Origin of the sequence: Pseudomonas sp. B1-22 (assembly GCF_050474425.1) — a bacterium.
Taxonomy (GTDB): Bacteria; Pseudomonadota; Gammaproteobacteria; order Pseudomonadales; family Pseudomonadaceae; genus Pseudomonas.
This window is the reverse complement of the sequence record NZ_JBCHVH010000005.1, coordinates 308288-332239: the sequence shown is the minus strand read 5'-3', so window position 1 is coordinate 332239 and position 23952 is coordinate 308288. Positions and strand designations below refer to the sequence as shown.

Sequence of the window (23952 nt, the reverse complement as noted above, 5' to 3'; positions counted from 1 at the left end):
AGCCCCGCTGATGCGGGGCTTTTTCGTTCATGTCGCCAGGTCAGACGTGGCTGTTCTCCGCCTCGCGCACCTGCCGCTTATGACCGGGAGCGTGGTGGTCATCGTGGTCATCGTTGACCAGCGGGACTTCCTTGCCATCGCAGTCGTACAGCTTGCCGTTCTGGAAGTAGTCACCTTCGTTCAGCGCGGCGATGTCGCGGTAGCGCAGGGTGCGCTCCTCGGCGGCGACGAACACCGACTGCTGGTCCGAGTTACCGGTCTTGAAGTGGTTGAACAGCAGGTTCAGGCCGATGGCCATGATGGCCGCGGAGCTGATGCCGGAGTGGAAGATCGTGGCGAACCAGCTCGGGAAGTGCTCGTAGAAGCTCGGAGCCGCGATCGGGATCATGCCGAAGCCGATGGAGGTGGCGACGATGATCAGGTTCATGTTGTTGCGGTAGTCCACGGTCGCCAGGGTGCGGATACCACTGGCCGCCACGGTGCCGAACAGCACGATGCCGGCGCCGCCGAGGACGGAGGTGGGCACGGCGGCGATCACGCGGCCCATCACCGGCAGCAGGCCGAGGGTGACCAGGATCAGGCCGCCGGTGGCCACCACGTAGCGGCTCTTCACGCCGGTCACGGCGACCAGGCCGACGTTCTGGGCGAAGGCGCTCTGGGTGAAGGAACCGAAGATCGGCGCGATGATGCTCGACGCCATGTCGGCGCGCAGGCCGTTGCCCAGGCGCTTGGAGTCGACCTTGGTGCCGATGATCTCACCGACCGCGAGGATGTCCGCCGAGGTTTCCACCAGGGTCACCATGATCACGATCAGCATCGAGATGATGGCGGAGATGTGGAAGGTCGGCATGCCGAAGTGGAACAGCGACGGCATCGCCACCATCGAGCCTTCGGCCACGCGGGAGAAGTCGGTCATGCCCAGTGCGGCGGCGATCAGAGTGCCGATGATCATCGCCAGCAGGATCGACAGGCGCGAGATGGTGGAACTGCCCAGCTTGCTCAGCAGCAGGACGATCACCAGGGTCATGGCCGCCAGGCCGATGTTGGCCATGCTGCCGAATTCCGGCGCCTTGGGATTGCCGCCCATGGCCCAGCGCGCCGCGACCGGCATCAGCGTCAGGCCGATGGTGGTGATCACGATACCGGTGACCAGGGGTGGGAAGAACTTGGTGATGCGCGAGAACACCGGTGTGATCAGGAAGCCGATGAACGACGCCGCCATCACCGCACCGAGCACAGCGGGCATGCCACCGCCCTCGTAGCCACCGCCGAGGATGGCGATCATGGTGGCCACACCGGCGAAGGACACGCCTTGCACCAGCGGCAACTGACAGCCGAAGAAGGGGATACCGAGGGTTTGCAGCAGGGTGGCCAGGCCACCGGCGAAGAGCGAGGCGGCGATCAGCATGCCGATCTCGCTGGGTGAGAGCCCGGCCGCCTGGCCGAGGATCAGGGGCACGGCGACGATGCCGCCGTACATGGTCAGAACGTGTTGCAGGCCGTACGCCAGATTGGCGCCGATACCGAGGTTCTCGTCTTCCGGGCGTGCTCCGACGGACGCTACAGCTGAACGATCATTCATGACTGAGGACTCGCTTGTTTTTGTTGTGGAGCCACTGTAGACAAAATCCATGGGAAATATCTACTGGTTTGTATACATGTTTTTGTCCGGTGGTCCGAAAACTGACCGATCGGTTACACGATGGGGAATTGCGAGAGGCTCTGGAACGGGAATTCTGGACGGTCGATGGTATCGTTGATGCTGTACACGATATGGATATTATTTTGTATCCAATGGTCGGGACGGATAGCGTGATCTGGCGTACAGGCTGCTGTTTCCGGGCGCTGGCGAGGGCCTGCGCAGTACGTGCGTCGTTCGCTTTCCATCACGGGGAAGCGAAGAAGTGGGTGTCTGCAGGAGTGGCCATGCCCGCGATCCGCAGACAAGGTCCGCGCTGATGGCCGTGCCGGTTCTGTCCCAGGCCTACGGGTTGCTCTTGTAGGAGTGGGCCATGCCCGCGATCGCGCGCATGGCGCGCTCCTACGGTGGGAATCGGCGTGGCCGGGACCGTAGGAGCAACTGTCGTCTTCTGGACAGTCTGTGCCAACACGCCCCCTCACCCCAGCCCTCTCCCAAAGGGAGAGGGGGCAGATTGTGCCGGCTGACGTCATGGTTTCATCCTGCATCGGACGGTCCCCTCTCCCGCTTGCGGGAGAGGGTTAGGGTGAGGGGCTCTTGATCTCGTAGGAGCGGACTCTGCCCGCGATAATCCGGGCGCCAGCAACCTCGCGTGAATCAGAGGGAGTTATTCGCCCGCGCACCGGCCGGCCGTGTTGCACAGGCCTCATGCAATAGCTGGAACATGCGCATCAGGAAGCCGCATTCGAAACTTTCCCGCTCGTGTCCATCCTTGAGCTGCTTGCGCCCATGCAACAGCGAGTTCCAGGGCGAAACTTCCCCGTCCACGGCGAAACTTCGCTCGGCCATCAGCATGCCCCGCCGCAGCGCGTCTACGTGTGCTTGCTGCTGCGGACCGATGGGCAGGGCGCGGCAATAGGGCGTTGCGGCCACCGAGGCAGGGGTCACCTGCTGCCGCAGGCGCGCCTGCCAGAAGGCCTGCTCAATATGCCCGCGCACTTCCTCCAGCAGGGCCGTGCGGGTGCTTGCCGGCTGGCTCTGAGCGATGCGAGCGAGGCCCACCAGCGCCGCTTCGTAGTGGCGGTACGCGAGTTCGTCGGCGTAGGTCATGGGGCGGTCCTCCGGATCGTTCCTGCATGCCGGTCCAGCGCCAGCTCGTAGAGCTGCCGCGCCTCGCTCACCAGCGGTGCCAGTGCCGAGGCCAGCCGGGCGGTGGCGTGGATCAGGCCACGGTCGGTGTCGTCCTCCATCAGTCGCAGTACGTCCTCGACGGCAGTCAGCCGCCGCAGCGCGGTTTCGCGCAGGTGGTCGGACGATGCCGATGCGTTGACGAACAGCACGTCGTCATAGGGCTGGGTGGTCAGCGGAACGGGGTGGAAGTCAGGCATGGCGCACCTCCGGGAGGGAGGCGGCGGAAAAGCGAAGGGAAGGGTGGTGCGCGGGGGTGAAAGGGGGATAGTGCATTTCCATTGCTCCTTGGACAATTCAGGAGCCGCAACCCTTTCGTTGCTACGCGAAATGGGAGGCGGGCCGCACGGAGGTAGCAAACCGGTGTCCAAGGAACCCGGCCCAGACCGAAGTCCGGCTCCGGCGGCCCGCCATAGATACGCGAAGCCCTTGGAATGGAACTCCAATGCTTCACGGCTACGACGCTACCGCGCCTTGAACAAGTTGCTCGGGTTGCTACGCCCGACCGCAGCGGAACTGCGGCGAGGGGAGACTATCGACGGCGCTCGTAGGCCCACAAGGGTAAAGGAACGTCGGAGATTTCGTATACATCACCTGGAAGTCTTTCTGCATCGGTGCACGAAAATGACGTCAGGAAAACGCTTCAGTCTCATTAGCGGTTTTGATTTTTCCTGCGTCTCATAAGCAGAACTAATCCTTCATTCGGAGCTTTCATGGCGGCTGTGGGAGGGCGAGTGTTAGAAATGCTCGGGCAGGGCGCGCCACCCGGCGCTGGCCTGCAAGCCACTCCTCACACAGGACCCCGCCATGCAACCGGTCACTCCCATCATCGACTCCGCCATCACCGATATCGCACCGGGCTTTCGCGCCCTGAGCATCACGGTGGAGGCCGCTCCGATCACCCATCCGGAAGTGGCCGACGTAGCGCTGCAGCGCGCCTGCCAGGAACTGGCGGCGGACGCGCCGGCCTGGGCGGAGGCGCACCTGGAGGCCTGGGGCGAGGTGTTTCGCCGTTTCGGTGCCAAGCCCCAGCGCACACCTTGCTCGGCACTGGCCCTGCGCAAGCGCGTGCTGCGCGACGGCAGCCTGCCGAGCATCGACCCGGTGGTGGACCTGTACAACGCCGTGAGCCTGCGCTTCGCCATCCCGGTCGGTGGCGAGAACCTGGCGGCCTACGCCGGCACGCCGAGGCTGGTCGTCGCCGACGGCAGCGAAATGTTCGACACGATGAAGGAGGGAGTACCGGCCCACGAATCGCCCGAGGCCGGCGAGGTGATCTGGCGCGACGAGCTGGGCGTCACCTGCCGCCGCTGGAACTGGCGCCAGGGTGTGCGCACCCGCCTGGACGCCGAGGCGCAGTGGATGTGGTTCATCCTCGAAAGCCTGCCGGAAATGCCGCTGGAGGCGCTGCGGGAGGCGGGGGATCAACTGATCGACGGGTTGCAGCGGATGATGCCCGGCATGAAAGCGGAGTTGAGATGGGTGGGCGCAGCGTGATCGACTGACTGATTGCGTTCGCTTATATCCGCTCAATGCAAGGCATATTATTGGCGAATAAGTTCGAAATATTGCCTGCGCTATTTCAATCTTCAGTCGGCAACAATGCTGCGACTCAATTCCGCGGCGGTTGAAGTTTGCCCGCATTCATTGAGCGAAAGTTTCGCTCAATGAATGCGCAATGACTGTTCCGCTTTGTTCGTCGTTGGCGTCGGAGCCTTGAAGGCCGGCGCTTCTCCGGGTTCGAAAGGCCATTTCCCGACTATCGAGAACCTACGATAGCCAGCCTGATACCTCGTTGGATTTAATTGCCCCCGCCTTGTGTTCCGGATAGAGAGGGTGATTCAAACGGGTTCGATGTTCTTCCGCTTATTCATTCGTTCCGCCATCTGGCGCTAAGTGCGCGGTTTCCATTCGGGGAACGGCGCCTGTCCGAATCCAATTCATTTCAAGTTTGTACGGTGGCAGTGGTTGTCATCGGAAAGGAGTTTTCATGCGTGTCGCAAAAGTGATTTCCACCCTGTTCCTGCTGTCGGCCCCGGTGCTGGCGTTTGCCGATGACAGAGGCCTGTACGTGGGTGGCGGTGTCACGCAGGGCGAGATCGACGAGTCGCGCTTCGACGACAAGGACAACAGCTACAAATTCTATGCGGGCTATCGCCTGAACAATTACCTGGCTTTCGAAGGCGCGGTGGTCGATTTCGGCGAGATGAGCGACGGCGACAAGAAGTTCGAGGGCCAGTCGGTACAGGCCAACGTGCGCTTTGGCGTCCCGGTTGGCGAGCGCATTCGCCTGTTCGGTACCGCCGGTGTGCACGGCTGGCGCTCCGATGACGATGACGTGACCGGCAACTCCGAGGACCTGGACGCCCTCTACGGCTACGGGGCGGAGATGGATGTGCTGGGCGGTCTGGGCGTGCGCCTGGAGCAGGAGTTCCTGAAGGTCGGCGACGTCGACCTCGACCAGACCACCCTGTCGGCCTACTTCCGCTTCTGATCCTCCCCCCAACAGCGCTCGGCTTGGCGATGCGCTGATCTCTATTCCATCGGGCGACCCCCAGGCGCCCATTCGCCCGCCGATTCCCCAGTCGGCGGGCGTTTTTTTTAATTTACGCGTGTTGTGTATTCTGATCGGACGTGCCAGTGTGTGCGCCCTGGCGGCCTTATTCGCCTTACTTGCCATACTTCAGCTCCCGGTCTGCCCTCCGGGTGACTGATGGACGCCGCCGGCCGACGGTACACTCACTCCCGTCGCGTAACAGAAGTACAAGAGAATAGAGATGAACACGCATTTTCTGACTTGCGACGTCTGGGTCCTTCGCGACGCAGACCTGCCCCTTCCCACCACCCTTCAGCCGACGGTGAAAGCATGATCGAGGTAACCGAAGTTTCCATTGCGCAGCTGCGTGAAGCCCTGGAGTCGGGCCGCACCACCGCGGTCGAACTGGTCAAGGCCTACCTCGCGCGCATCGACGCCTACGACGGCCCGACCAAGCTCAACGCCGTGGTCGTGCGCAACCCCGACGCCCTGAAGGAAGCCGAAGCCTCCGATGCCCGTCGCGCCCGTGGCGAGACCCTCGGCCCGCTGGACGGCATCCCCTACACCGCCAAGGACAGCTACCTGGTCAAGGGCCTGACCGCCGCCTCCGGCAGCCCGGCCTTCAAGGACCTGATCGCCTACCGCGATGCCTTCACCATCGAGCGCCTGCGCGCCGCTGGCGCCATCTGCCTGGGCAAGACCAACATGCCGCCCATGGCCAACGGCGGTATGCAGCGCGGCGTTTATGGCCGTGCGGAAAGCCCGTACAACCGCAAGTTCCTCACCGCGCCCTTCGCCTCCGGCTCCTCCAACGGCGCCGGCACCGCGACCGCCGCGAGCTTCTCGGCCTTCGGCCTGGCGGAAGAAACCTGGTCCAGCGGTCGTGGCCCGGCCTCGAACAACGGCCTGTGCGCCTACACCCCGTCCCGTGGCGTGATCTCGGTACGCGGCAACTGGCCGCTGACCCCGACCATGGATGTGGTCGTGCCCTACGCGCGCACCATGGCCGACCTGCTGGAAGTACTCGACGTGGTGGTTGCCGAAGACGCCGACAAGCGCGGCGACCTGTGGCGCCTGCAGCCCTGGGTGCCGATCCCCGCCGTCTCCGAAGTGCGCCCGGCCTCCTACCTGGACCTCGCCGCGGGCCCTGAAGCCCTGAAAGGCAAGCGCCTGGGCGTGCCGCGCATGTACATCAACAAGGACGAACTGGCCGGCACCAGCGAGAAGCCCGGCATCGGCGGTCCGACCGGCCAGCGTATCAACACCCGCGCCTCGGTCATCGACCTCTGGGAACAGGCCCGCAAGGCCCTGGAAGCCGCCGGCGCCGAAGTCATCGAAGTGGACTTCCCGCTGGTCTCCAACTGCGAGGGCGACCGTCCCGGCGCGCCGACCGTGTTCAACCGCGGCATCGTCTCGCCGGAATTCCTTCACGATGAGCTGTGGGAACTCTCCGGCTGGGCCTTCGACGATTTCCTCCGTGCCAATGGCGATCCCAAGCTGAACAAGCTGGCCGACGCCGACGGTCCGAAGATCTTCCCGCACGACCCCGGCACCCTGCCGAACCGTGAAGACGACCTGGTTGCGGGCATGGACGAGTACGTCAACATGGCCAAGCGCGGCCTGAAGACCTGGGACCAGATCGAGACCCTGCCCGACGGCCTGCGCGGCCTGGAAAAGACCCGCAAGCTGGATCTGGAAGACTGGATGGACGGCCTGAAGCTGGACGCCGTGCTGTTCCCGACCGTGGCCGACGTGGGCCCGGCGGACGCCGACGTGAATCCGGAATCGGCCGACATCGCCTGGAGCAACGGCATCTGGGTGGCCAACGGCAACCTGGCGATCCGTCACCTGGGCGTGCCGACCGTCACCGTGCCCATGGGCGTGATGGCCGACATCGGCATGCCGGTGGGCCTGACCTTCGCCGGTCGCGCCTATGACGACTCCGCGCTGCTGCGTTTCGCCGCGGCCTTCGAGGCTACCGGCTCCCGGCGCATGGTGCCGCCGAGCACGCCGCCGCTGGCCTGATCGGTTCGTTGCTTCACGCAAGAGAGAAAACCGCGCTCCCAGGGGCGCGGTTTTTTTATGGGGTCGGAAAGCGTTGGCAGCGCGTTTTCGATGGCCCGGTGCATTGATGGGCAATGGTTCGCGAGCAAGGACTGGGCGTCCCCTCGGTCCTGCAGGGTGTGCCGCGCCAGCTCTTCGTAGGAGCGAGCTTGCTCGCGAACCGACCCTGCGCCGGCCTTGCCGGCGGATCGCGGCCGGAGTCCGCTCATGGGGCGCCGGCGTGATCCCGTAGGAGCGGGCCATGCCCGCGATCGCGCGCATGGCGCGCTCCTACAGGGTGTTCCTTCTGGTGGACCGGAGCACCGATTCGCTTTCGTAGGAGCGGACCTTGTCCGCGAAGAGGCGGCCTTGCAGAAGAGCATCGCGGAGAAGCTCCGCTCCTACGAGATCAAGAGCCCCTCACCCTAACCCTCTCCCGCAAGCGGGAGAGGGGACTGTTCGGTGCAGGAGGAAATCTTGGTCTCAGCCGGCACGATCTGCCCCCTCTCCCTGAGGGAGAGGGTTGGGGTGAGGGGGAAGCACAGGCACGGATTTAGTCCGGGACAAGACAGTTGCTCCTACGAGAGCCCATCCTCCCGTGTCTCTCTCGCTCACTTGGCCGATTTCACATTCCCGTAGCGCACTTCCTTGGACGGCGAGTAGCCGTAGAACGAGGTGTAGCACTTGCTGAAATGGCTGGGCGAGACGAAGCCGCAGGCCAGGGCCACCTCGTACATCGGCAGGTTGGAATGCTGCAGCAGGCGCCGGCTCTCGGTGATGCGCAGCTCCAGGTAATAGCGCACCGGCGTGGTCCCCAGTTGCTCCTGGAACAGCCGCTCGATCTGCCGCTTGGATCGCCCCACGTACTGCGAGAGCTGGTCCTGGCTGAGCGGTTCCTCGATGTTCGCGCTCATCAGGTTGATCGCCTCGCGCAGCGGCTCGCTGAGCTTTTCGTGCAGGGCAGGGCGGGTGCGGCGGAAGCGCGATTCCTCGAAGGCGAGGATGTCGACGATGGCATCCACCAGCTCGCGGCCGTGGCGCGCGTTGATCCACTCCAGCACCAGGTTGAAGGCGCCGGTGGGGCTGGCGGCGGTGAGGCGGTCGCGGTCGAGCTGGTAGCTTTCGCTGGTGACTTCGCTGTGCCGGGCGATCTCCGCCAGGGCCGCGCGGTGTTCGGGGTGGATGGCGCTGCGGTAGCCGTCCAGCAGCCCGGCCTGGCCGAGGAACCAGGCGCCATTCCACAGCCCGGCCAGGGTGACGCCCTTGTCGGCGGCGATCTGCAGCAGGCGGGTCAGTTCCGGCGTTGCCCGCAGCGGTGTGCGCAGACCGCCGCAGACCACCAGCAGGTCCAGCTCGGCGAGTTGCGCGGAGGTCAGCATCGCGCCGGGACAGATCACCAGGCCGAGGTCGCTGGTGACCGATTCGCCGTCGAGGCTGAAGGTCTGGGTGGCGAAGGTTTCGGCGCGGATCAGGTTGGCGGTGACCAGGGTATCCAGCGCCTGGGTGAAGGCCGGCAGGGAAAAGTGTTCGAGCAATAGAAAGCCCACCCGCGCCTGGCGGGTGGGCTCCTTCTGTTGCTCGCCGATGAAGCGCAGGTTACGTCCCTGCATGGCACCACTGAATTGTCGCCGTTCGACCAATCGCCACCTCGTTCGTCAGATGCCGTCGCTGCGACGCGTCATGCCCGTATCAGTTGCCCGCGCCGGTCGCGGCGCGCTGGCCGAGTGCCGGTTGCGGCTCGCCGTGGCCCGCCGTGCGCCGGCTGGTCTGGCTGAGCAGAATGATCACCACGGTCAACGCCAGAGTAGAACCGACTTCCACGCGGTGCGAGGGCATGATGAACATCACCGTGAGGATCAGGCTGATCAGGCCGATCACCAGCCAGGTCAGCCAGGGGAACAGCCACATGCGGAATACTGGCAGTTGGCCGCGGCGACGAAGGATGCCGCGCATGCGCAGCTGCGACACGGCGATGGCCAGGTAGACGAGCAGGGCGATGGAGCCGGAGCTGGCGAGCAGGAAGTCGAACAGGCGGCCCGGGGCGAAGAAGTTCAGCAGGGTGGTGCCCATGCCGATCAGGGTGCTGGCGATCACCGCCGCGCGCGGCACGCCGGCCGCCGAGGTGCGCTGGATGAAGGCCGGCGCGTCGTTGCGGCGGCTCAGCGAGTAGATCATCCGCGAGGCGATGTAGACCGAGGAGTTCAGGCAGCTGGCGACCGCGACCAGCACCACCAGGTCCATCATCAGCTTGGCGTGGGGGATGTTCATCAGTTCCAGGGCGCGCTGGTAGGAGCCCAGTTCGACCAGGCGCGGGTCGTCCCACGGCACCACGGAGATGATCACCAGGATCGACAGCAGGTAGAACACGCTGATGCGCCAGATCACCGAGCGGGTGGCCTTGGCGATGTTGCGGCTGGGGTCGCTGGATTCGGCGGCGGCGATGGTCACCGCCTCGGTGCCGATGAAGCTGAACAGGGTGGTGATCAGTGCACTGAAGATGGCCGTCCAGCCGTTGGGCATGAAGCCGCCGTGTTCGCCCATGATCCTCTGCAGGCCGCTGACCTCGTGGCCGGGCAGCAGGCCGAGCAGGGCCGCCGCGCCCAGGCCGATGAACAGGATGATGGCGGCGACCTTGAGCATGGCGAACCAGAATTCGAACTCGCCGTACTTGGCGACGCTGAACAGGTTGGTGAGGGTCAGCAGCATCGTCATCGACAGGGCGAATACCCAGGTCTCGACCTGCGGGAACCAGGTGTTGAGGATCACCCCGGCGGCGATGGCTTCGATGGGGATGACCAGCACCCAGAACCACCAGTACAGCCAGCCGATGGTGAAGCCGGCCCAACGGCCGATGGCCTGGTCGGCGTAAGCGGAGAAGGAACCGGTGTCGGGGCTGGCCACGGCCATTTCGCCCAGCATGCGCATCACCAGTACCACAAGCAGCCCGGAGAGGGCGTAGGCCACTATGGCGGCGGGTCCGGCGGCGGCAATCGCGTGACCGGAGCCCACGAACAACCCTGCGCCGATGATTCCCGCGATGGAGAGCATGGTTACGTGGCGGGGCTTGAAGCCCTGCACCAGATCGCCATTGGCGCCTTTCACACTGGGTGCACTCATCTGTCGGCCTTCTTTTTGAAATTGTTCTTATGGAGGGCGCGTGGCCACGGGCCCCAACGGTTTCCACCAAGCCACGATCCCGTTCCTCGCGGGTCGATGGGGGGCTTGGGAGTGTCGTGCAGGAACGCCAGCATCACGCGGGGCTCAAGCTATGCCAGATGGGCGTCCTGTCAGTTGTTCAGGATCGCCACGGGCATGGCCAAAAACGACATTGTGCGTCGACGGATACTGGCGATGGGCCGCTCTGCGCCGCGGATTCTGCACCGGACGACGGCTTTGGGGAATGTCGCTAATGCAGGGCACCCGGCCCTGCGGGCGGCCAAAAAAATCCCCCGGCCACTGTGGCAACCGGGGGATGCGAGGGACCGGCGCAAGGGATCGCCGGTCGAGGTAGGCAGCAGGGTGTTACAGGCGGATCAGCACCGATTTCAGTTCGGTGTAGTGCTCGATGGCGGCGGCGCCCATTTCGCGGCCCAGGCCGGACATCTTGTAGCCGCCGAAGGGCAGCGCCGGGTCCAGCGCGCTGTGGCAGTTGACCCACACCGAGCCGGACTTGATGCGCGGCACCATGCGGTGCACCGCCGACAGGTCGTTGGACCAGATGCTCGCGCCCAGGCCGTAGGGGCTGTCGTTGGCCAGGCGCAGGGCGTCGTCGATGTCGTCGAAGGGCATGGCGACCAGCACCGGGCCGAAGATTTCCTCCTGCACCAGTGGGTTCTTCTGATCGACGTCGACGATCACCGTGGGTTTAACGAAGTAGCCGGGGCCGAACTGCTCGCCGCCGCAGGCGATGGTGGCGCCCTTGTCGCGACCCAGTTCGATGTAGTCGAACACGCGCTTCTGCTGCTTGGCGGAGATCAGCGGACCCATGTCGATGCTCGGGTCCAGGCCGTTGCCCAGCTTCATGCCGTTGGCGATGCCGGCGATGTCGGCCACCACGTTGTCGAAGTGCTTGCGCTGCACGTAGAGGCGCGAACCGGCGCAGCAGACCTGGCCCTGGTTGAAGAAGATCGCCTGGGCGGCGCCGGCTGCGGCGGTGGTCAGGTCGGCGTCGGCCATGACGATGGTCGGCGACTTGCCGCCCAGCTCCAGGGTCACGCGGGTCATGTTGTCCATGGCCGCCTTGCCGATCTCCTTGCCGACCGGGGTCGAGCCGGTGAAGGTCAGCTTGTCCACCAGCGGGTGGTGGGAGAGGGCGGCGCCGGCGGTGATGCCGGTGCCGGTGACGACATTGAACACGCCGGCCGGGTAGCCGGCTTCGAGCACCAGTTCGGCGAGTTTCAAGGCGGACAGCGGGGTTTCGTCGGCGGGCTTGAGCACCACGGTGCAGCCGGTGGCCAGCGCCGGGCCGAGCTTCCAGCAGGCCAGCAGCAGCGGGAAGTTCCAGGCGACGATGGCGCCCACCACGCCGACGGCCTCGCGGCGGATGTAGCCGTGGAAGTCGCCCTCGGGCATCAGCGGCATGGATACGTCCACGGTGGTGCCTTCGATCTTGGTGGCGTAGCCGGCCATGTAGCGCAGGAAGTCGATGGCCAGTTGTACATCCATCACGCGGGCGACGGCGGCGCTCTTGCCGTTGTTCAGGCATTCCAGTTCGGCCAGCAGATCGGCGTCGCGCTCCATCAGGTCGGCGAGCTTCCACAGCAGGTTCTGCCGTTCGCGCGGACGGGTGCGGCTCCAGGCCGAGTCATCGAAGGCCTGGCGCGCGGCGCGCACGGCGCGGTCGACATCGGCGGCGGTGCCGGCCGGGACCTGGCAGAGCACTTCGCCGGTGGCAGGGTTGCGCAGGTCCATCAGGGCGCCGTCGCTGGCGGAGGTCCAGTCGGCACCGATCAGCATTTTCGGCGCGCGCTGCAGGAAGGCACGGGATTCGGGCTTGATGGGCAGGGAAGCGAGCATTGCAGTTGCCTCTTGTTGGTCTGTTCGTTCTGCTCGGATCGGGAGCAGGTTGGGAGCGGACATCGCAACGGCTGTGCCAATGCTTGAGCTTCTGTTCAACTGTTTGAAATTAAAGGAGTTTATGGATTTAGATGGTCATCGTGGAGCGAGCGGTTGTCGCACATTGCGACATTGGCTGAGACGGCAGGCAGGCCGGACGCTGGGCCTCCAGCGACCGAATCCCGCACCTGAGGGAACTGTAGGAGCGCGCCGTGCGCGCGATCGCGGGCATGGCCCGCTCCTACAGGGGAAGACCCCGGCACCGTACCCGCTTTCGTAGGAGCGGACCTTGTCCGCGAATGGTCAACCTCGCAGAAGAGCATCGCGGAGAAGCTCCGCTCCTACGAGAGCCGATCCTCCCTGCGGGCGTACAACCGCGAACGGTTGCACGCCCGCAGGGACTCAGCCGTGGTGAATCTCCCGGTCCTTGGTTTCCGGGAGGAAGAAGGTGCCGAGGATCGCCGTCATCACCGCGATGACGATCGGGTACCAGAGGCCGTAGTAGATGTCCCCGGTGGCCGCCACCATGGCGAAGGCCACGGTCGGCAGGAAGCCGCCGAACCAGCCATTGCCGATGTGGTAGGGCAGCGACATCGAGGTGTAGCGGATGCGCGCCGGGAAGAGTTCCACCAGCCAGGCGGCGATCGGCCCGTAGACCATGGTCACGTAGATCACCAGCACGGTCAGGAGCAGCAGCATGGCCAGGTGGTTGATCTTTGCCGGGTCGGCCTTCTCGGGGTAGCCGGCGTCCTTCAGGGCGCTGCCCATCTGCGCGGTGAGGGCGTCGGACTGTGCCTTGAAGTCCGCTGCCGCCATGCCGCTGCCTTCGAAGCTGGCGATGACCTTGTCGCCGATGTGCACCTGGGCCACGGCGCCGGCCTCGGCCTTGACGTTCTCGTAGGGGATGGCCTTCTTCGCCAGCAGGCTCTTGGCCAGGTCGCAGGAGCTGACGAATTTCGCCTTGCCCACCGGGTCGAACTGGAACGAGCACTGCGCCGGGTCGGCGACCACGGTGACCGGGTTCCGCTCCTGGGCGGCGAACACCTCGGGGTTACCGAACTGGGTCAGCCCGTGGAAGATCGGGAAGTAGGTCACTGCGGCGAGGATGCAGCCGGCCATGATGATCGGCTTGCGGCCGATCTTGTCCGAGAGGCTGCCGAAGAACACGAAGAACGGCGTGCCCAGCAGCAGGGAGCCGGCGATCAGGAAGTTGGCGGTCTGCGCGTCGATCTTGAGGATCTGCAGGAGGAAGAACAGCGCGTAGAACTGCCCGGTGTACCAGACCACGGCCTGCCCGGCGGTACCGCCGAGCAGCGACATGATCACCACCTTGAGGTTGTCCCAGCGGCCGAAGGATTCGGTCAGCGGCGCCTTGGACGCCTTGCCTTCTTCCTTGATGCGCTTGAACACCGGAGACTCGGAGAGTTGCAGGCGGATGTACACCGAGACGATCAGCAGCAGGATCGACAGCAGGAACGGCACGCGCCAGCCCCAGGACTCGAACGCCTCGGTACCCAGCGCGGTGCGGCAGGCCATGATCACCAGCAGCGAGAGGAACAGGCCGAGGGTGGCGGTGGTCTGGATCCACGAGGTGAAGAAGCCGCGCTTGCCTTGTGGCGCGTGCTCCGCCACGTAGGTCGCCGCACCGCCGTACTCGCCGCCCAGGGCGAGGCCCTGGAGCATGCGCAGGGTGATCAGGATGATCGGCGCCGCCACGCCGATGGTGGCGTAGGCCGGCAGCAGGCCGACCACGGCGGTGGAGAGACCCATGATCACGATGGTGATGAGGAAGGTGTGCTTGCGGCCGATCATGTCGCCCAGGCGGCCGAACACGATGGCGCCGAAGGGACGCACCGCGAAGCCGGCGGCGAAGGCCAGCAGGGCGAAGATGAAGGCGGTGGTCTCGTTAACCCCGGCGAAGAAGTGTTTGGCGATGATCGCCGCCAGTGAACCGTACAGGTAGAAGTCGTACCACTCGAATACGGTGCCGAGGGAGGAAGCGAAGATGACCTTGCGCTCCTCCTTGGTGATGCCGCTGTGGGGGGCGTTGCCCGCGGCCGGGCTGTATGTCTGCGCCATGTTCTTCTCCGTCTTGTTCTTGTGAAAGGCCGGAGTCCCTTCATACCGCTGCCGTACTCTGGCCCTGGGGCTGATGCCATCGTCATACGGATTGCGCGAAGCGTGAAAACAGGCGGCCTTGCCGGGGCAAGGTCATGAATAAGGATAACCGGCATGACTCGGGTATCCAGTCATATGACCGGCAAACCCACGGCTGGCGCGGATGAGGACGTTATTTCCGACGCACGGACTCGGATAAGGCCGCTGCCGCGGTATTTCCGGGCCCCCCGTTGCGGCGTGCGCGCCCGGGGCATTCGACCATCGTCTAAAACTGTCCGGGATGTCTCAGGCTGATACAGCCGTCGCGAATTGCCACGGCCTCGCGTCCTTCTGCGTGGGGCAATGGATTGTTTCCCAAGGGTTTTCGCCTCTGGCACGCAATGTGAGAGGGCAGGAGTCCGTACGCCTGCCAGGTCAGGCGCCGTCAGAAGGGAGGCTTGCTTGAAGAGGATGTCGTCATTGCTTGCAGGGCTGTGCGCCGCGCTGGCGGCTTGCGCATTGCTCTGGCTGTCGCCGTCGCTGGGGAACGCAATGCTCTGGGCGGTCGCCGCGCTGATCGCCCTGGGGGCGCTGCGACCGGGCTTGCGCCTGCCCGGCTGGCCGCTGGCGCTGGGGGTGTTGTGCGGAGCCTGCCTGGCTTTGGCGCTGCATCTGATGGCCGACCACTTCCAGCTGCGCTACGCGTGGCTGTACAGCAGCGCGGCGCTGCCGGCGTACCTGAAGTTCTCCAACCTCTGGGGCGGCGACGAAGGCACGGTGCTGCTGCTGGCGACCTTCTGCATGGTCGCCGCCCTCAGTGGCCGCACGCTGGACGGCTGGGCCGGACGCGGGATGGCGCTGATCGCCGCCTGGTACACGGCCACCGCCGCCTGGCTCGGACCCTTCAGCGCAACGCCCGGCGAATGGCTGGCGCATCAGCCCAGCCAGGGCATGAACGCACACTTGCAGACCTTCTGGATGTCCTTCCACGCGCCGCTGATCCTGTGTGCCTACGCCTGGGCGCTGGCGCCGGCAGGCGCCGCGCTCGGCGCGCTGGGGCAGGGCAGTGGCGCCTATGTCTGGATCATGCCGCGCTACAGCCGGCGCGCCTGGCTGGTGCTCACCGCCGGCATCGGCGCGGGCATGGCCTGGGCGATGGAGGATTTCACCTTCGGCCAGCTCTGGCACTGGGACCCGGTACAGACCTCGGCTTTCGTCATCTGGGCACTGCTCGGCGCGGTGCTGCATGGCGCCCGCCGCTGGCGCGCGGACGGCGCCAACCGCCGCCTGCTGCCCGTGCTTAGCCTGCTGGCGGCGGCCATGGCCTGCGTGGCGATGGCGGTGACCCGCAGCACGGTGCTGGCCAGCTCGCACCGCTATATCGGCACCACGTCGTGGCTCAGCCACCTGGCGCTGGCGCTGATCCTGTTGCTGCTGGCGGCGTTCTACCTGCTTGCCGGCCGGCGCGCGCAAACGGAGGCAGGGCGCCAGCGCGGCGCGTCGGACTGGACGCTGGACGTGGCCATCTACCTGTTCGCCGGCAGCGGACTGCTGGCCCTTGGTGCACTGGTACAGGCGCATCTGTACGAGTGGCTGGGGCTGGAGCGGCCGAGCGAGCTCAAGCCCTTCTTCGAAACCCTGACCGCCTGGGCCACCACCGAGGAAATGGCCAGCCTGCGTCGTGCCTTCGACCAGTGGGACGTCAACGGCTACGGCCTGGCCCATTGGCTGCTGCCGTTGCTGGGCGTGCTCGGGCTGATCGGCGGCTACAGCTTCCTGCGTCGCGGCGTGCGGCCCCGGTTGGCGCTGCTGGCGACCGGGGCGATGGCCGGGGTGATGCTCTGGATCGGTTGGCGCGGCGGCTGGCTGAGTCGCGGTTACAACGGCGAGGGCATGCTCTCGCAAAGCGTGGTGGCGGTGCTGCCCTGGCTGGATGCTGCGTTGCTGGGCGGCGCCTTCCTGATGGGCTGCTGCCTGCTCTGGGGTGCGCTGAGCCTGTGGCGCAGCCGGCGCCTGGGCAACCTGCGCTACAGCGGTGGGGTGGCCCTGGTGCATGGCGGCGCGGTGATCGCCCTGGTCGGCGGATTGGCGGCAACGGCGCTCAATTCCTACCAGCAGGTCAGCATTGCGCCGGGCACCTCGTTCGAGCAATGGCATCCGGTGATCGGCGGCATGCAGTTGCGCGTCTCGCCCGACTCCAATCGCCCGGATTTCTCCGGCTACCACGCGTTGGCGAAGGTGGAGCTGCGCGATGGCGAACGCACGCTCGCCGGCCATGCGCTGTTCCAGGACAGCCGTGGCAATCCGCCGGCCTACCAGGGCCCGGTCCGCCAGCTCTGCGAGATTCTCGACTACCACTACGCGCGCTTCGCCTCGGACCGGGGCTACGTGCTGCACCCCTTCATCGTGCGCGGCTGGAGCGGCGACCTGCAGGTCTGGGTGCCGGCCTCGGCGCGCTTGCTGAAGCAGCCGGACGACGATATCGAAAGCGTGGTGGTGATCCGTCGCTACCCGTTTCTCTCGCTGGTCTGGGTCGGCCTGCTGACGATGCTGTTCGGCGCCCTGTTGCTGCCGGCGGGCGGCGCTTTGAAAAAGCGCGGCCATACTGCTTCAGACGGCGTCGCAGGGGCCGTGTCTCAGAGTTAGACAGCAATCGCGAAATTAGACGCATCGAACCTCGGCCGGAATGCCGACGGCTCCGCCAAAACCCGACGCAAGCCTGATGCGGCGGGCCCCGCAAAGGAATGGCACACAAACTGCTAAATCGCTACCAAGCGTTCGACGCAATCGCGCTTAGCCCATCGGTGGGCACGAATAACCAACAAGAATACCGAGGAGGCCTGACCTTGAAGATGACACGACTTCGGCACTGTCTGGGTGCCGGAACCCTGGCCGCTCTGGCCCTAGCGCTGCACCAGCCGGCGAATGCCGCCGATGGCCAGGCGATCATCAACGCCAAGTGCCAGGCGTGCCACACGCCCGAAGGCAACAACTCCCTGAGCCGCATCAGCCACCAGCGCAAGACCCCCGAGGGTTGGCTGATGAGCATCGGGCGCATGCAGGTGATGTACGGCCTGAAGATCACTGACGACGAGCGCCGTTCGGTGGTCAAGTTCCTCGCCGACAAGCAGGGCCTGGCGCCGAGCGAGACCGACGGCGTGCGCTACGCCCTGGAACGCCGGCTGAACACCGTCGAGAAATTCGATACCAACTTCGAGCAGATGTGTGCCCGTTGCCACTCGGGTGCGCGCTTCGCCCTGCAACGCCGCCCGGCGGCGGAGTGGGAGAAGCTGGTGAACTTCCACCTGGGCCGCTGGCCGTCGCTGGAGTACCAGGCGCTGTCCCGCGATCGCGACTGGTTCGACCTGGCGAAGAAGGACATGGTCCCGGAGCTGGCCAAGCGCTACCCGCTGGACAGCAAGGCCTGGAGCGACTGGAAGCAGCATCGTCCGAAGGCCGAGTCGCTGGCGGGTGAGTGGAGCTTCGCCGGGCACATGCCGGGCCGGGGCGATGTCGCCGGCACCATGAGCGTGGCCAAGAGCGGCGACGATGCCTTCAAGGTCAGCGTGAAGGGCCAGTACGCCGACGGCGAGGCCTTCAATGGCGAAGGCAGCGCGGTGCTGTACAACGGCTACGAGTGGCGCGGCAACGTCACCGTGGGCGACCTGAGCATGCGCCAGGTGTTCGCCGCCCTCGACGGCCAGATGCAGGGCCGCATGTTCGACAAGGCCCACGACGAGCGCGGCCTGGACTTCGTCGCGGCGAAGAGCGGCACCAGCCATGTGCTGGGCGTGCAGCCGGCGTACATCAAGGCGGGCGCGGAGACCGAGGTCACCGTGGTTGGTACTGGCCTGAAGGGCAAGCCGTCGTTCGGCAAGGGCGTGGACGTGGTCTCGGTGGTATCGCAGAGCCCTGAGCGCGTGACCGTCAAGGTCAAGGCCGACGATGCGGCGACGGTCGGCGAGCACGATGTCGCGGTCGGCACCGCCAAGGGCGGCAGCCTGGCCGTGTACAAGGACATCGCCGAAGTGAAGGTGGTGCCGGAGTTCTCCGTCGCCCGTATCGGTGGCAACGGCGGCTCCACACCCAAGGTCCAGGGCAGCTTCGATGCCGAGGCCTGGGGCAAGGGCGCCGACGGCAAGCCGTTCCGCATCGGCGTGTTCCCCGCGCAGTGGTCGGTGGAGCCGTTCGATGACCGCGCCAAGGAAGACCAGGACGTGAAGTTCGCCGGAGAGATGGATGCCGACACCGGCATCTTCACCCCGGGCGACGCCGGCCCGAACCCGGCGCGCAAGATGATGACCAACAACGCCGGCAACCTGAAGGTGATTGCCGCGGTGGACGACGCGGGCCAGTCGCACAAGGGCGAAGGGCACATGATCGTGACCGTGCAGCGTTGGAACAACCCGCCGATCCCGTAACCGTCGGAATCGGATGAACTGAACGCGTGAGTCCCGCCTGCGGGCGGGCACATTCTGAGAGTTCCGGGAGGTCGCCATGGGCGCCATCTTGAATCTGGTCGAACGCAACCTGCACGAAGTGCGGGTGGACGCCGACCGCCTGTTGTTCCACATCCCCAGCTCCTCGCTGTTCGCCAGCGACGAGCTGACCGGTGGGATCATCGACGCGCTGCGCGGGCATGCCTGCTCGCCGGACGAGCTGACCCAACGCCTGGGCGGGCGTTTCGCCGCCGAGGAAATCGACGAAACCCTGCGCGAGCTGATCGCGCTGGAGCTGGTCAGCGATGGCTCGCCGCTGACCCCTGAAATCGGCATCAAGAAGGTTGATCGCACCGCGCTCAACACCGTGGTGCTGAACGTCAACACCGGCTGCAACCTGAGCTGCACCTACTGCTACAAGGAAGACCTGGACAAGCCCTCCGCCGGCAAGAAGATGGGCGCGGAGACCGCCGAGGCGTCGGTGGAAATGCTGATCAAGGAGTCGCCGGACGAGCAGCGCTACACCGTGGTGTTCTTCGGTGGCGAGCCGCTGTCCAACCGCCCGCTGATCGAGCACATGGTCGCCTACTGCGAGCGCCGCTTCGGCGAGCTGGGCAAGACGGTGGACTTCGTCATGACCACCAACGCCACGCTGCTGACCGAGGAGATCATCGACTGGCTCAACGCCCATCGCTTCGGTCTTTCCATCAGCATCGACGGGCCGAAGACGGTGCACGACCGCAACCGCATCACCGTGGGCGGGCAGGGCACCTATGACGTGGTGCGGCGCAAGGCCGACATGCTGCTTTCGCGCTACACCTCGCGGCCGGTCGGCGCGCGGGTGACCCTGACCACCGGCGTCACCGACGTCGAGACCATCTGGGACCACCTGTTCAACGAGATGGGCTTTGCCGAGGTCGGTTTCGCGCCGGTCACCTCCGGCGACATCAGCAGCTTCAACCTCACCGGGGAGGAGCTGAAGGATGTCTTCGCCAACATGAAGGCCCTCGGCCGGCGTTACCTGGAGGAGGCACTGGAAGGGCGCAACATCGGCTTCTCCAACCTGCACCAGCTGATCACCGACATCCACGAAGGGCAGAAAAAGGCCCTGCCGTGCGGCGCCGGTCTGAAGATGCTGGCGGTGGACCACAAGGGCGAGCTGAACCTCTGCCACCGCTTCACCGGTTCATCCTTGCCGACCTTCGGCAACGTGCACGAAGGGGTGAAGCAGGCCGAGCTGAACGACTTCCTGTCGCAGCGCCTGGACCGCACCGACACCGGTTGCGCCAGTTGCCGTATCCGCAACCTCTGCTCCGGCGGCTGCTACCACGAGAGCTATGCCCGCTACGGCGATCCGGCGCATCCCACCTACCACTACTGCGAACTGATGAGGGACTGGGTCGACTTCGGCATCGAGGTCTACAGCCGGATCATGGCTGCCAACCCCGGCTTCATCGACCGCCACATCACTCCGCGGAAGGCGCACTGACATGAAACATCTGAAAGCCATCAACAACAAAGCCCAGAAGCTTGAACAGGCCGCCGCCGAAGATCGTATCGAAGACGTGGTGGCGATGAACTCCGTGGCCGGTTGCGCCTCGACCACCGACCCGGGCTGGGAGATCGATGTGTTCGGCGGTGTGTCCTCGCTCTGCCAGCCGATGGAAGCGGACCTCTACGGCTGCTCCGACCCCTGCTGGTGGCCGGCCCAGGTGCCGGACATGATGAGTACCTACCCCGACTGGAACAAGGATGCGCAGGCCTCGGCCGAGAACTGGCGCAACCTCGGCACCGTATTCCCGGACGACAAATGAGCGGACAGAAGAACAAGAGGAAAACCTGCATGTCCAGAAAAGCATTCGCCGCCGCGCTCGGCGGCCTCTCGTTGGCCTGCGCGCTGCAAGCGGTCGCCGCTGACGAGGGCAAGGCGCTGGAAAGTGGCCACGAGTACCTGATCAGCACCAACTATCCGAACAACCTGCACGTCATCGACATGCAGACCGACAAGCTGTTCAAGACCTGCACCATCCCCGGCGCCTATGGCCCGGGCATGACCCAGCTGTCGCCGGACCGCAAGGTGGTCTACATCCTGAGCAACCACTACGCGGACATCTACGGCATCCAGCTCAGCGACTGCCAGCCGGTGTTCCACGCCACCATCGCGCAGAAGCCGGGCGAGAACGCGCGGGCGATGTTCTCCATGACCGTCAGCCATGACGGCAAGGAGATCTACGCCATCGCCAACCCGACCAAGATCCTCGCCGAGCACTACGAGGTGCAGCAGCCGCGCCTGCAGATATATTCGGTGGCCGATGGCATGAACGCCAAGCCGGTGCGCACCTTCCCGGCGCCGCGCCAGCTGACCATCATGCAGACGGGCGACGACGGCACCCTCTACGTGGCGGGCCCGGACATCTACAAGGTGGACGTGAAGACCGGCAAGTTCGACGTGGCCATCCCCAGCCGCAACTGGAAGCGCCCCAACTACGCGCCGCCAGATGTGCTCTACGTGTGGAACCAGCAGACCTACCCGCGTGACTTCTCGCTGTTCTACACCACCGCGAAGTTCAAGGACGCCAAGCAGGACCCGGCCACCGCCGACTTCCTCTACGGCTTCTTCAACATCGACCTGGCCACCGGCAAGACCGAGACCGTCGACTTCGGCCCGGTCACCGAGGTGTACTTCAGCGGCATGCGCTCGCCGACCGACCGCAACATCATCTACGGCGTGCTCAACCGCCTGGCGAAGTACGACATCAAGGAGCAGAAGCTGGTCAAGGCCGCCAACCTGGATCACTCCTACTACTGCCTGACCGTCAACAAGGCCGGCAACAAGCTGTACCTGACCGGTACCTTCAACGACGTGGCGATCTTCGACGCCAACAGCCTGGAGCGCCTCGGCGATCTGAAGCTGCCCGGCGGCGACATGGCGATCACCACCAGCCAGGCTTTCGTGGCCAACTGATAGCTCCCCAGCGACACCCCGATGCCCGGAGCACCTGCGTGCTCCGGGCATTTCTTTCGGGTGGGTTTCAGATTTCCGGCTCCGGGCTCGGGCTTCTGGGGGCCAGGTAACGCTGCGCGCCGCAGCGCGCACAGCGCTGGCACAGCATCGACAGGTGACCGACATCGGTCAGACTTCCTTCATCCCACAGGCATCCCAGGAAAAAGCAGCGCAATCGCATGTGTCCTCCTCCGGATCGCTCCGGTTCATAGACAGGCAGAAGGTGCAGGTGACGCTCCTGGCTTGTTCTTGTGCGGAGACGGGTAGCAGCCTCGCGCTGGCCGTCTAGAATGGACAATCTAAAGTGCTGGATGGTCTCTGGCAGCCGCCGCTCGTGAACTCTCGCCTGTGCTGGATACAGCGCAAGAGGCTGCGGAAGGCGCGTCGTATCAGGTGACAGCGCGCTAGAGTCAGTGTTGTATGACGGTAAATTACCGCCAATAATCTGGCGAAAAATACCGTTTTACAATTGCTGCGACAAATTAACGCCGCGCCCCTGATGTGTTTTTGCTATGATTGACTGCCAGGTTAAGGACAACTCGCAGAGATTTTTCATGAATACCGCGTCACCCCTGGCCGCAGTTGTTGGCACCCCTTCTTCCCGCTACAGCGGCGCTGAGCTGGATCATTTCGCCGATCTGGCCAGCCTGCAGTCGGCATCGACCTACGATGTTCTGCTCCTCGACATGCCTGGCGCCCAGGCCGGACAGATGCTCCGCAGCCTGCGCCAGGATCCGCGCTATCGCTTCGCGCTGATCTATTGCTGCCAGGATCTTGACCCCTGGTGCGTTGCGCTGAGCGATGGTGCGCCGCCCGCCGACACTGGCGCCATCACGCCGCTCTGGCGCCTGTGGCGCGAGCGTTTCAGCCTGTTCAACCAGGGACAGGCGCCCGCGCGCTTCGAGGAGCGCGTGCTGGCCTGGCTCTGGCTGCGCTCGCGCGGCGACGTGCACGCGGTGCGCGATACCTCCGTACCCCAGCATTACCGCTACCCGATCCTCGAAGCCCTGAGCGACAGCGAGGAGGTCAATCCCTTCTCCTGGCTGCAGCTGATGGGCCAGCAGGGCTGGCTGGAGGAAGGCGAACTGCTGGACCGCCTGCGCCTGTGCACCAGTTGTGGTTCGGGCCGCCTGAACTACGTGGACGTGTGCCCGGAATGCCACGCCCTGGATATCGGCCGCCAGCCGTCGCTGCATTGCTTCACCTGCGGTCACGTCGGCCCTCAGGAGCACTTCCTCAAGGACGGCTTGCTGATGTGCCCGAACTGCCTGACCCGTCTGCGCCACATCGGCAGCGACTACGACCGCCCGCTGGAGAACTACCGCTGCCGCAGCTGCCAGGCGTTCTTCGTCGACGCCGCCGTGGACGCGCGCTGCCTGGATTGCGGGCAGCACCATGAGCCGGACAAGTTGCGGGTGCGCGAGGTGCGTCATTTCCGCATTGCCGAAGCCGGGCGCCTGCGCTGCCGCGAGGGCTTCGCCGCCACCTCGGCGAACATGGAGCGATTCGGCAGCCTCAGCCTGTTGCCGCGCCAGGCCTTCCTGGAGCTGCTCACCTGGCAGTTGCAACTGACCGCGCGCCACCGCAACCCGCCGTTCTCGCTGCTCGGACTGCGCTTCGTCAACCTGCTGGAAACCCTCGCGGAACTGGGCGAGATGCGTGGCCACGCCCTGGTGGACGGATTGGTGGAGCGCCTGCAGGAAGCCGTGCGCGAGACCGACCGCTGCTCGCGCATGAGCGAAGAAGTGCTCTGGGTGCTCATGCCTCAAACCGACGCCGCCGGCCTGGAAGTGGTGCGCCAGCGCCTGGCCAAGGGGGCCGAGCGCCTGACCCTGGAGAGAGCGACGCGCATCGAGGTGCGCCTGGCGGGCTTCACCGCGCCGGACGACCAGCTGGAGCAGGAAGACGCTGCCTTGCTGCTGGCCCGACTGGGGGGACAACTGGGCTGAAG

At 65.3% G+C, this 23952-nt stretch carries 17 protein-coding genes; 9 read left to right on the top strand and 8 right to left on the bottom strand.

The window, feature by feature from the left end; all coding sequences use genetic code 11:
* Window positions 1-40: 40 nt before the first annotated feature.
* The 3 genes from ACQ5BL_RS20425 to ACQ5BL_RS20415 all read right to left on the bottom strand — a co-directional run bounded on the left by ACQ5BL_RS20425 (window position 41) and on the right by ACQ5BL_RS20415 (window position 3027).
* A complete protein-coding gene (locus ACQ5BL_RS20425) occupies window positions 41-1582 on the bottom strand; it encodes a nucleobase:cation symporter-2 family protein (protein ID WP_207885547.1) in 1542 nt (513 codons plus the stop codon).
* Between the two features lie 714 nt (window positions 1583-2296).
* Window positions 2297-2749 carry a hypothetical protein gene (locus ACQ5BL_RS20420; RefSeq protein ID WP_243806793.1) on the bottom strand — a complete coding sequence of 151 codons (453 nt, stop codon included), beginning with the start codon at window positions 2747-2749 and terminating at the stop codon, window positions 2297-2299.
* The gene (locus tag ACQ5BL_RS20415; protein WP_243806792.1) at window positions 2746-3027 is read right to left on the bottom strand and encodes a hypothetical protein; all 282 of its coding nucleotides are present in this window, start codon (window positions 3025-3027) and stop codon (window positions 2746-2748) included. Before ACQ5BL_RS20415 ends, ACQ5BL_RS20420 begins: the two co-directional genes overlap by 4 nt.
* 607 nt (window positions 3028-3634) lie before the next feature.
* Here ACQ5BL_RS20415 and ACQ5BL_RS20410 point away from each other — a divergent pair.
* The 3 genes from ACQ5BL_RS20410 (at window position 3635) to ACQ5BL_RS20400 (ending at window position 7388) form a co-directional block, all read left to right on the top strand.
* Complete coding sequence (locus ACQ5BL_RS20410; RefSeq protein ID WP_243806781.1) at window positions 3635-4324, top strand: B3/B4 domain-containing protein; 690 nt, start codon at window positions 3635-3637, stop codon at window positions 4322-4324.
* A 493-nt stretch (window positions 4325-4817) separates the two neighbouring features.
* Complete coding sequence (locus ACQ5BL_RS20405) at window positions 4818-5321, top strand: outer membrane beta-barrel protein (protein WP_243806778.1); 504 nt, start codon at window positions 4818-4820, stop codon at window positions 5319-5321.
* A 372-nt stretch (window positions 5322-5693) separates the two neighbouring features.
* Window positions 5694-7388, top strand: a complete 1695-nt coding sequence (locus tag ACQ5BL_RS20400; protein ID WP_243806776.1) for an amidase — start codon at window positions 5694-5696, stop codon at window positions 7386-7388.
* A 629-nt stretch (window positions 7389-8017) separates the two neighbouring features.
* Here the strand turns inward: ACQ5BL_RS20400 and ACQ5BL_RS20395 are convergent.
* From ACQ5BL_RS20395 to ACQ5BL_RS20380, 4 genes are all read right to left on the bottom strand, one after another.
* Window positions 8018-9016, bottom strand: coding sequence for a GlxA family transcriptional regulator (locus ACQ5BL_RS20395; protein WP_207885542.1), 999 nt, complete (start codon window positions 9014-9016; stop codon window positions 8018-8020).
* 79 nt (window positions 9017-9095) lie between these two features.
* A complete protein-coding gene (gene gabP, locus ACQ5BL_RS20390) occupies window positions 9096-10523 on the bottom strand; it encodes a GABA permease (protein WP_243806774.1) in 1428 nt (475 codons plus the stop codon).
* 405 nt (window positions 10524-10928) lie between these two features.
* Entirely contained in the window at window positions 10929-12422 is a 1494-nt protein-coding gene (locus ACQ5BL_RS20385; RefSeq protein ID WP_243806772.1) for an aldehyde dehydrogenase family protein, read from the bottom strand.
* Between the two features lie 441 nt (window positions 12423-12863).
* A complete protein-coding gene (locus ACQ5BL_RS20380; protein ID WP_243806771.1) occupies window positions 12864-14540 on the bottom strand; it encodes an MFS transporter in 1677 nt (558 codons plus the stop codon).
* Between the two features lie 489 nt (window positions 14541-15029).
* Here ACQ5BL_RS20380 and ccsA point away from each other — a divergent pair, with 489 nt between their 5' ends.
* From ccsA to peaD, 5 genes are all read left to right on the top strand, one after another.
* Window positions 15030-17204, top strand: coding sequence for a cytochrome c biogenesis protein CcsA (gene ccsA / locus ACQ5BL_RS20375; protein ID WP_243806769.1), 2175 nt, complete (start codon window positions 15030-15032; stop codon window positions 17202-17204).
* A gap of 206 nt (window positions 17205-17410) precedes the next feature.
* Window positions 17411-18979 (top strand): quinohemoprotein amine dehydrogenase subunit alpha, encoded by a 1569-nt coding sequence (gene peaA, locus ACQ5BL_RS20370; protein WP_430293227.1) that lies wholly within the window; start codon window positions 17411-17413, stop codon window positions 18977-18979.
* Between the two features lie 76 nt (window positions 18980-19055).
* Complete coding sequence (peaB, locus tag ACQ5BL_RS20365) at window positions 19056-20486, top strand: quinohemoprotein amine dehydrogenase maturation protein (protein ID WP_243806765.1); 1431 nt, start codon at window positions 19056-19058, stop codon at window positions 20484-20486.
* Between the two features lies 1 nt (window position 20487).
* Window positions 20488-20811: a quinohemoprotein amine dehydrogenase subunit gamma gene (gene qhpC, locus ACQ5BL_RS20360; RefSeq protein ID WP_152223974.1), complete on the top strand. Its 324-nt coding sequence runs from the start codon at window positions 20488-20490 to the stop codon at window positions 20809-20811.
* A gap of 29 nt (window positions 20812-20840) precedes the next feature.
* Window positions 20841-21962 carry a quinohemoprotein amine dehydrogenase subunit beta gene (gene peaD, locus ACQ5BL_RS20355; RefSeq protein WP_243806763.1) on the top strand — a complete coding sequence of 374 codons (1122 nt, stop codon included), beginning with the start codon at window positions 20841-20843 and terminating at the stop codon, window positions 21960-21962.
* Between the two features lie 67 nt (window positions 21963-22029).
* On the opposite strand, the gene ACQ5BL_RS20350 is transcribed toward peaD, so the two are convergent.
* Window positions 22030-22182, bottom strand: a complete 153-nt coding sequence (locus ACQ5BL_RS20350; protein ID WP_279381565.1) for a PSPA7_2676 family Cys-rich small protein — start codon at window positions 22180-22182, stop codon at window positions 22030-22032.
* Between the two features lie 373 nt (window positions 22183-22555).
* Between ACQ5BL_RS20350 and ACQ5BL_RS20345 the strand changes: the two genes are divergently transcribed.
* The gene (locus tag ACQ5BL_RS20345; RefSeq protein WP_243806761.1) at window positions 22556-23950 is read left to right on the top strand and encodes a diguanylate cyclase domain-containing protein; all 1395 of its coding nucleotides are present in this window, start codon (window positions 22556-22558) and stop codon (window positions 23948-23950) included.
* Window positions 23951-23952 lie beyond the last annotated feature (2 nt).

What these genes read in the sequence shown, in the direction of transcription:
- ACQ5BL_RS20425 (WP_207885547.1), bottom strand. Translation starts at nt 1,582, where the DNA reads ATGAATGATCGTTCAGCTGTAGCGTCCGTCGGAGCACGCCCGGAAGAC.
- ACQ5BL_RS20420 (WP_243806793.1), bottom strand. Translation starts at nt 2,749, where the DNA reads ATGACCTACGCCGACGAACTCGCGTACCGCCACTACGAAGCGGCGCTG.
- ACQ5BL_RS20415 (WP_243806792.1), bottom strand. Translation starts at nt 3,027, where the DNA reads ATGCCTGACTTCCACCCCGTTCCGCTGACCACCCAGCCCTATGACGAC.
- ACQ5BL_RS20410 (WP_243806781.1), top strand. Translation starts at nt 3,635, where the DNA reads ATGCAACCGGTCACTCCCATCATCGACTCCGCCATCACCGATATCGCA.
- ACQ5BL_RS20405 (WP_243806778.1), top strand. Translation starts at nt 4,818, where the DNA reads ATGCGTGTCGCAAAAGTGATTTCCACCCTGTTCCTGCTGTCGGCCCCG.
- ACQ5BL_RS20400 (WP_243806776.1), top strand. Translation starts at nt 5,694, where the DNA reads ATGATCGAGGTAACCGAAGTTTCCATTGCGCAGCTGCGTGAAGCCCTG.
- ACQ5BL_RS20395 (WP_207885542.1), bottom strand. Translation starts at nt 9,016, where the DNA reads ATGCAGGGACGTAACCTGCGCTTCATCGGCGAGCAACAGAAGGAGCCC.
- gabP (WP_243806774.1), bottom strand. Translation starts at nt 10,523, where the DNA reads ATGAGTGCACCCAGTGTGAAAGGCGCCAATGGCGATCTGGTGCAGGGC.
- ACQ5BL_RS20385 (WP_243806772.1), bottom strand. Translation starts at nt 12,422, where the DNA reads ATGCTCGCTTCCCTGCCCATCAAGCCCGAATCCCGTGCCTTCCTGCAG.
- ACQ5BL_RS20380 (WP_243806771.1), bottom strand. Translation starts at nt 14,540, where the DNA reads ATGGCGCAGACATACAGCCCGGCCGCGGGCAACGCCCCCCACAGCGGC.
- ccsA (WP_243806769.1), top strand. Translation starts at nt 15,030, where the DNA reads ATGTCGTCATTGCTTGCAGGGCTGTGCGCCGCGCTGGCGGCTTGCGCA.
- peaA (WP_430293227.1), top strand. Translation starts at nt 17,411, where the DNA reads ATGACACGACTTCGGCACTGTCTGGGTGCCGGAACCCTGGCCGCTCTG.
- peaB (WP_243806765.1), top strand. Translation starts at nt 19,056, where the DNA reads ATGGGCGCCATCTTGAATCTGGTCGAACGCAACCTGCACGAAGTGCGG.
- qhpC (WP_152223974.1), top strand. Translation starts at nt 20,488, where the DNA reads ATGAAACATCTGAAAGCCATCAACAACAAAGCCCAGAAGCTTGAACAG.
- peaD (WP_243806763.1), top strand. Translation starts at nt 20,841, where the DNA reads ATGTCCAGAAAAGCATTCGCCGCCGCGCTCGGCGGCCTCTCGTTGGCC.
- ACQ5BL_RS20350 (WP_279381565.1), bottom strand. Translation starts at nt 22,182, where the DNA reads ATGCGATTGCGCTGCTTTTTCCTGGGATGCCTGTGGGATGAAGGAAGT.
- ACQ5BL_RS20345 (WP_243806761.1), top strand. Translation starts at nt 22,556, where the DNA reads ATGAATACCGCGTCACCCCTGGCCGCAGTTGTTGGCACCCCTTCTTCC.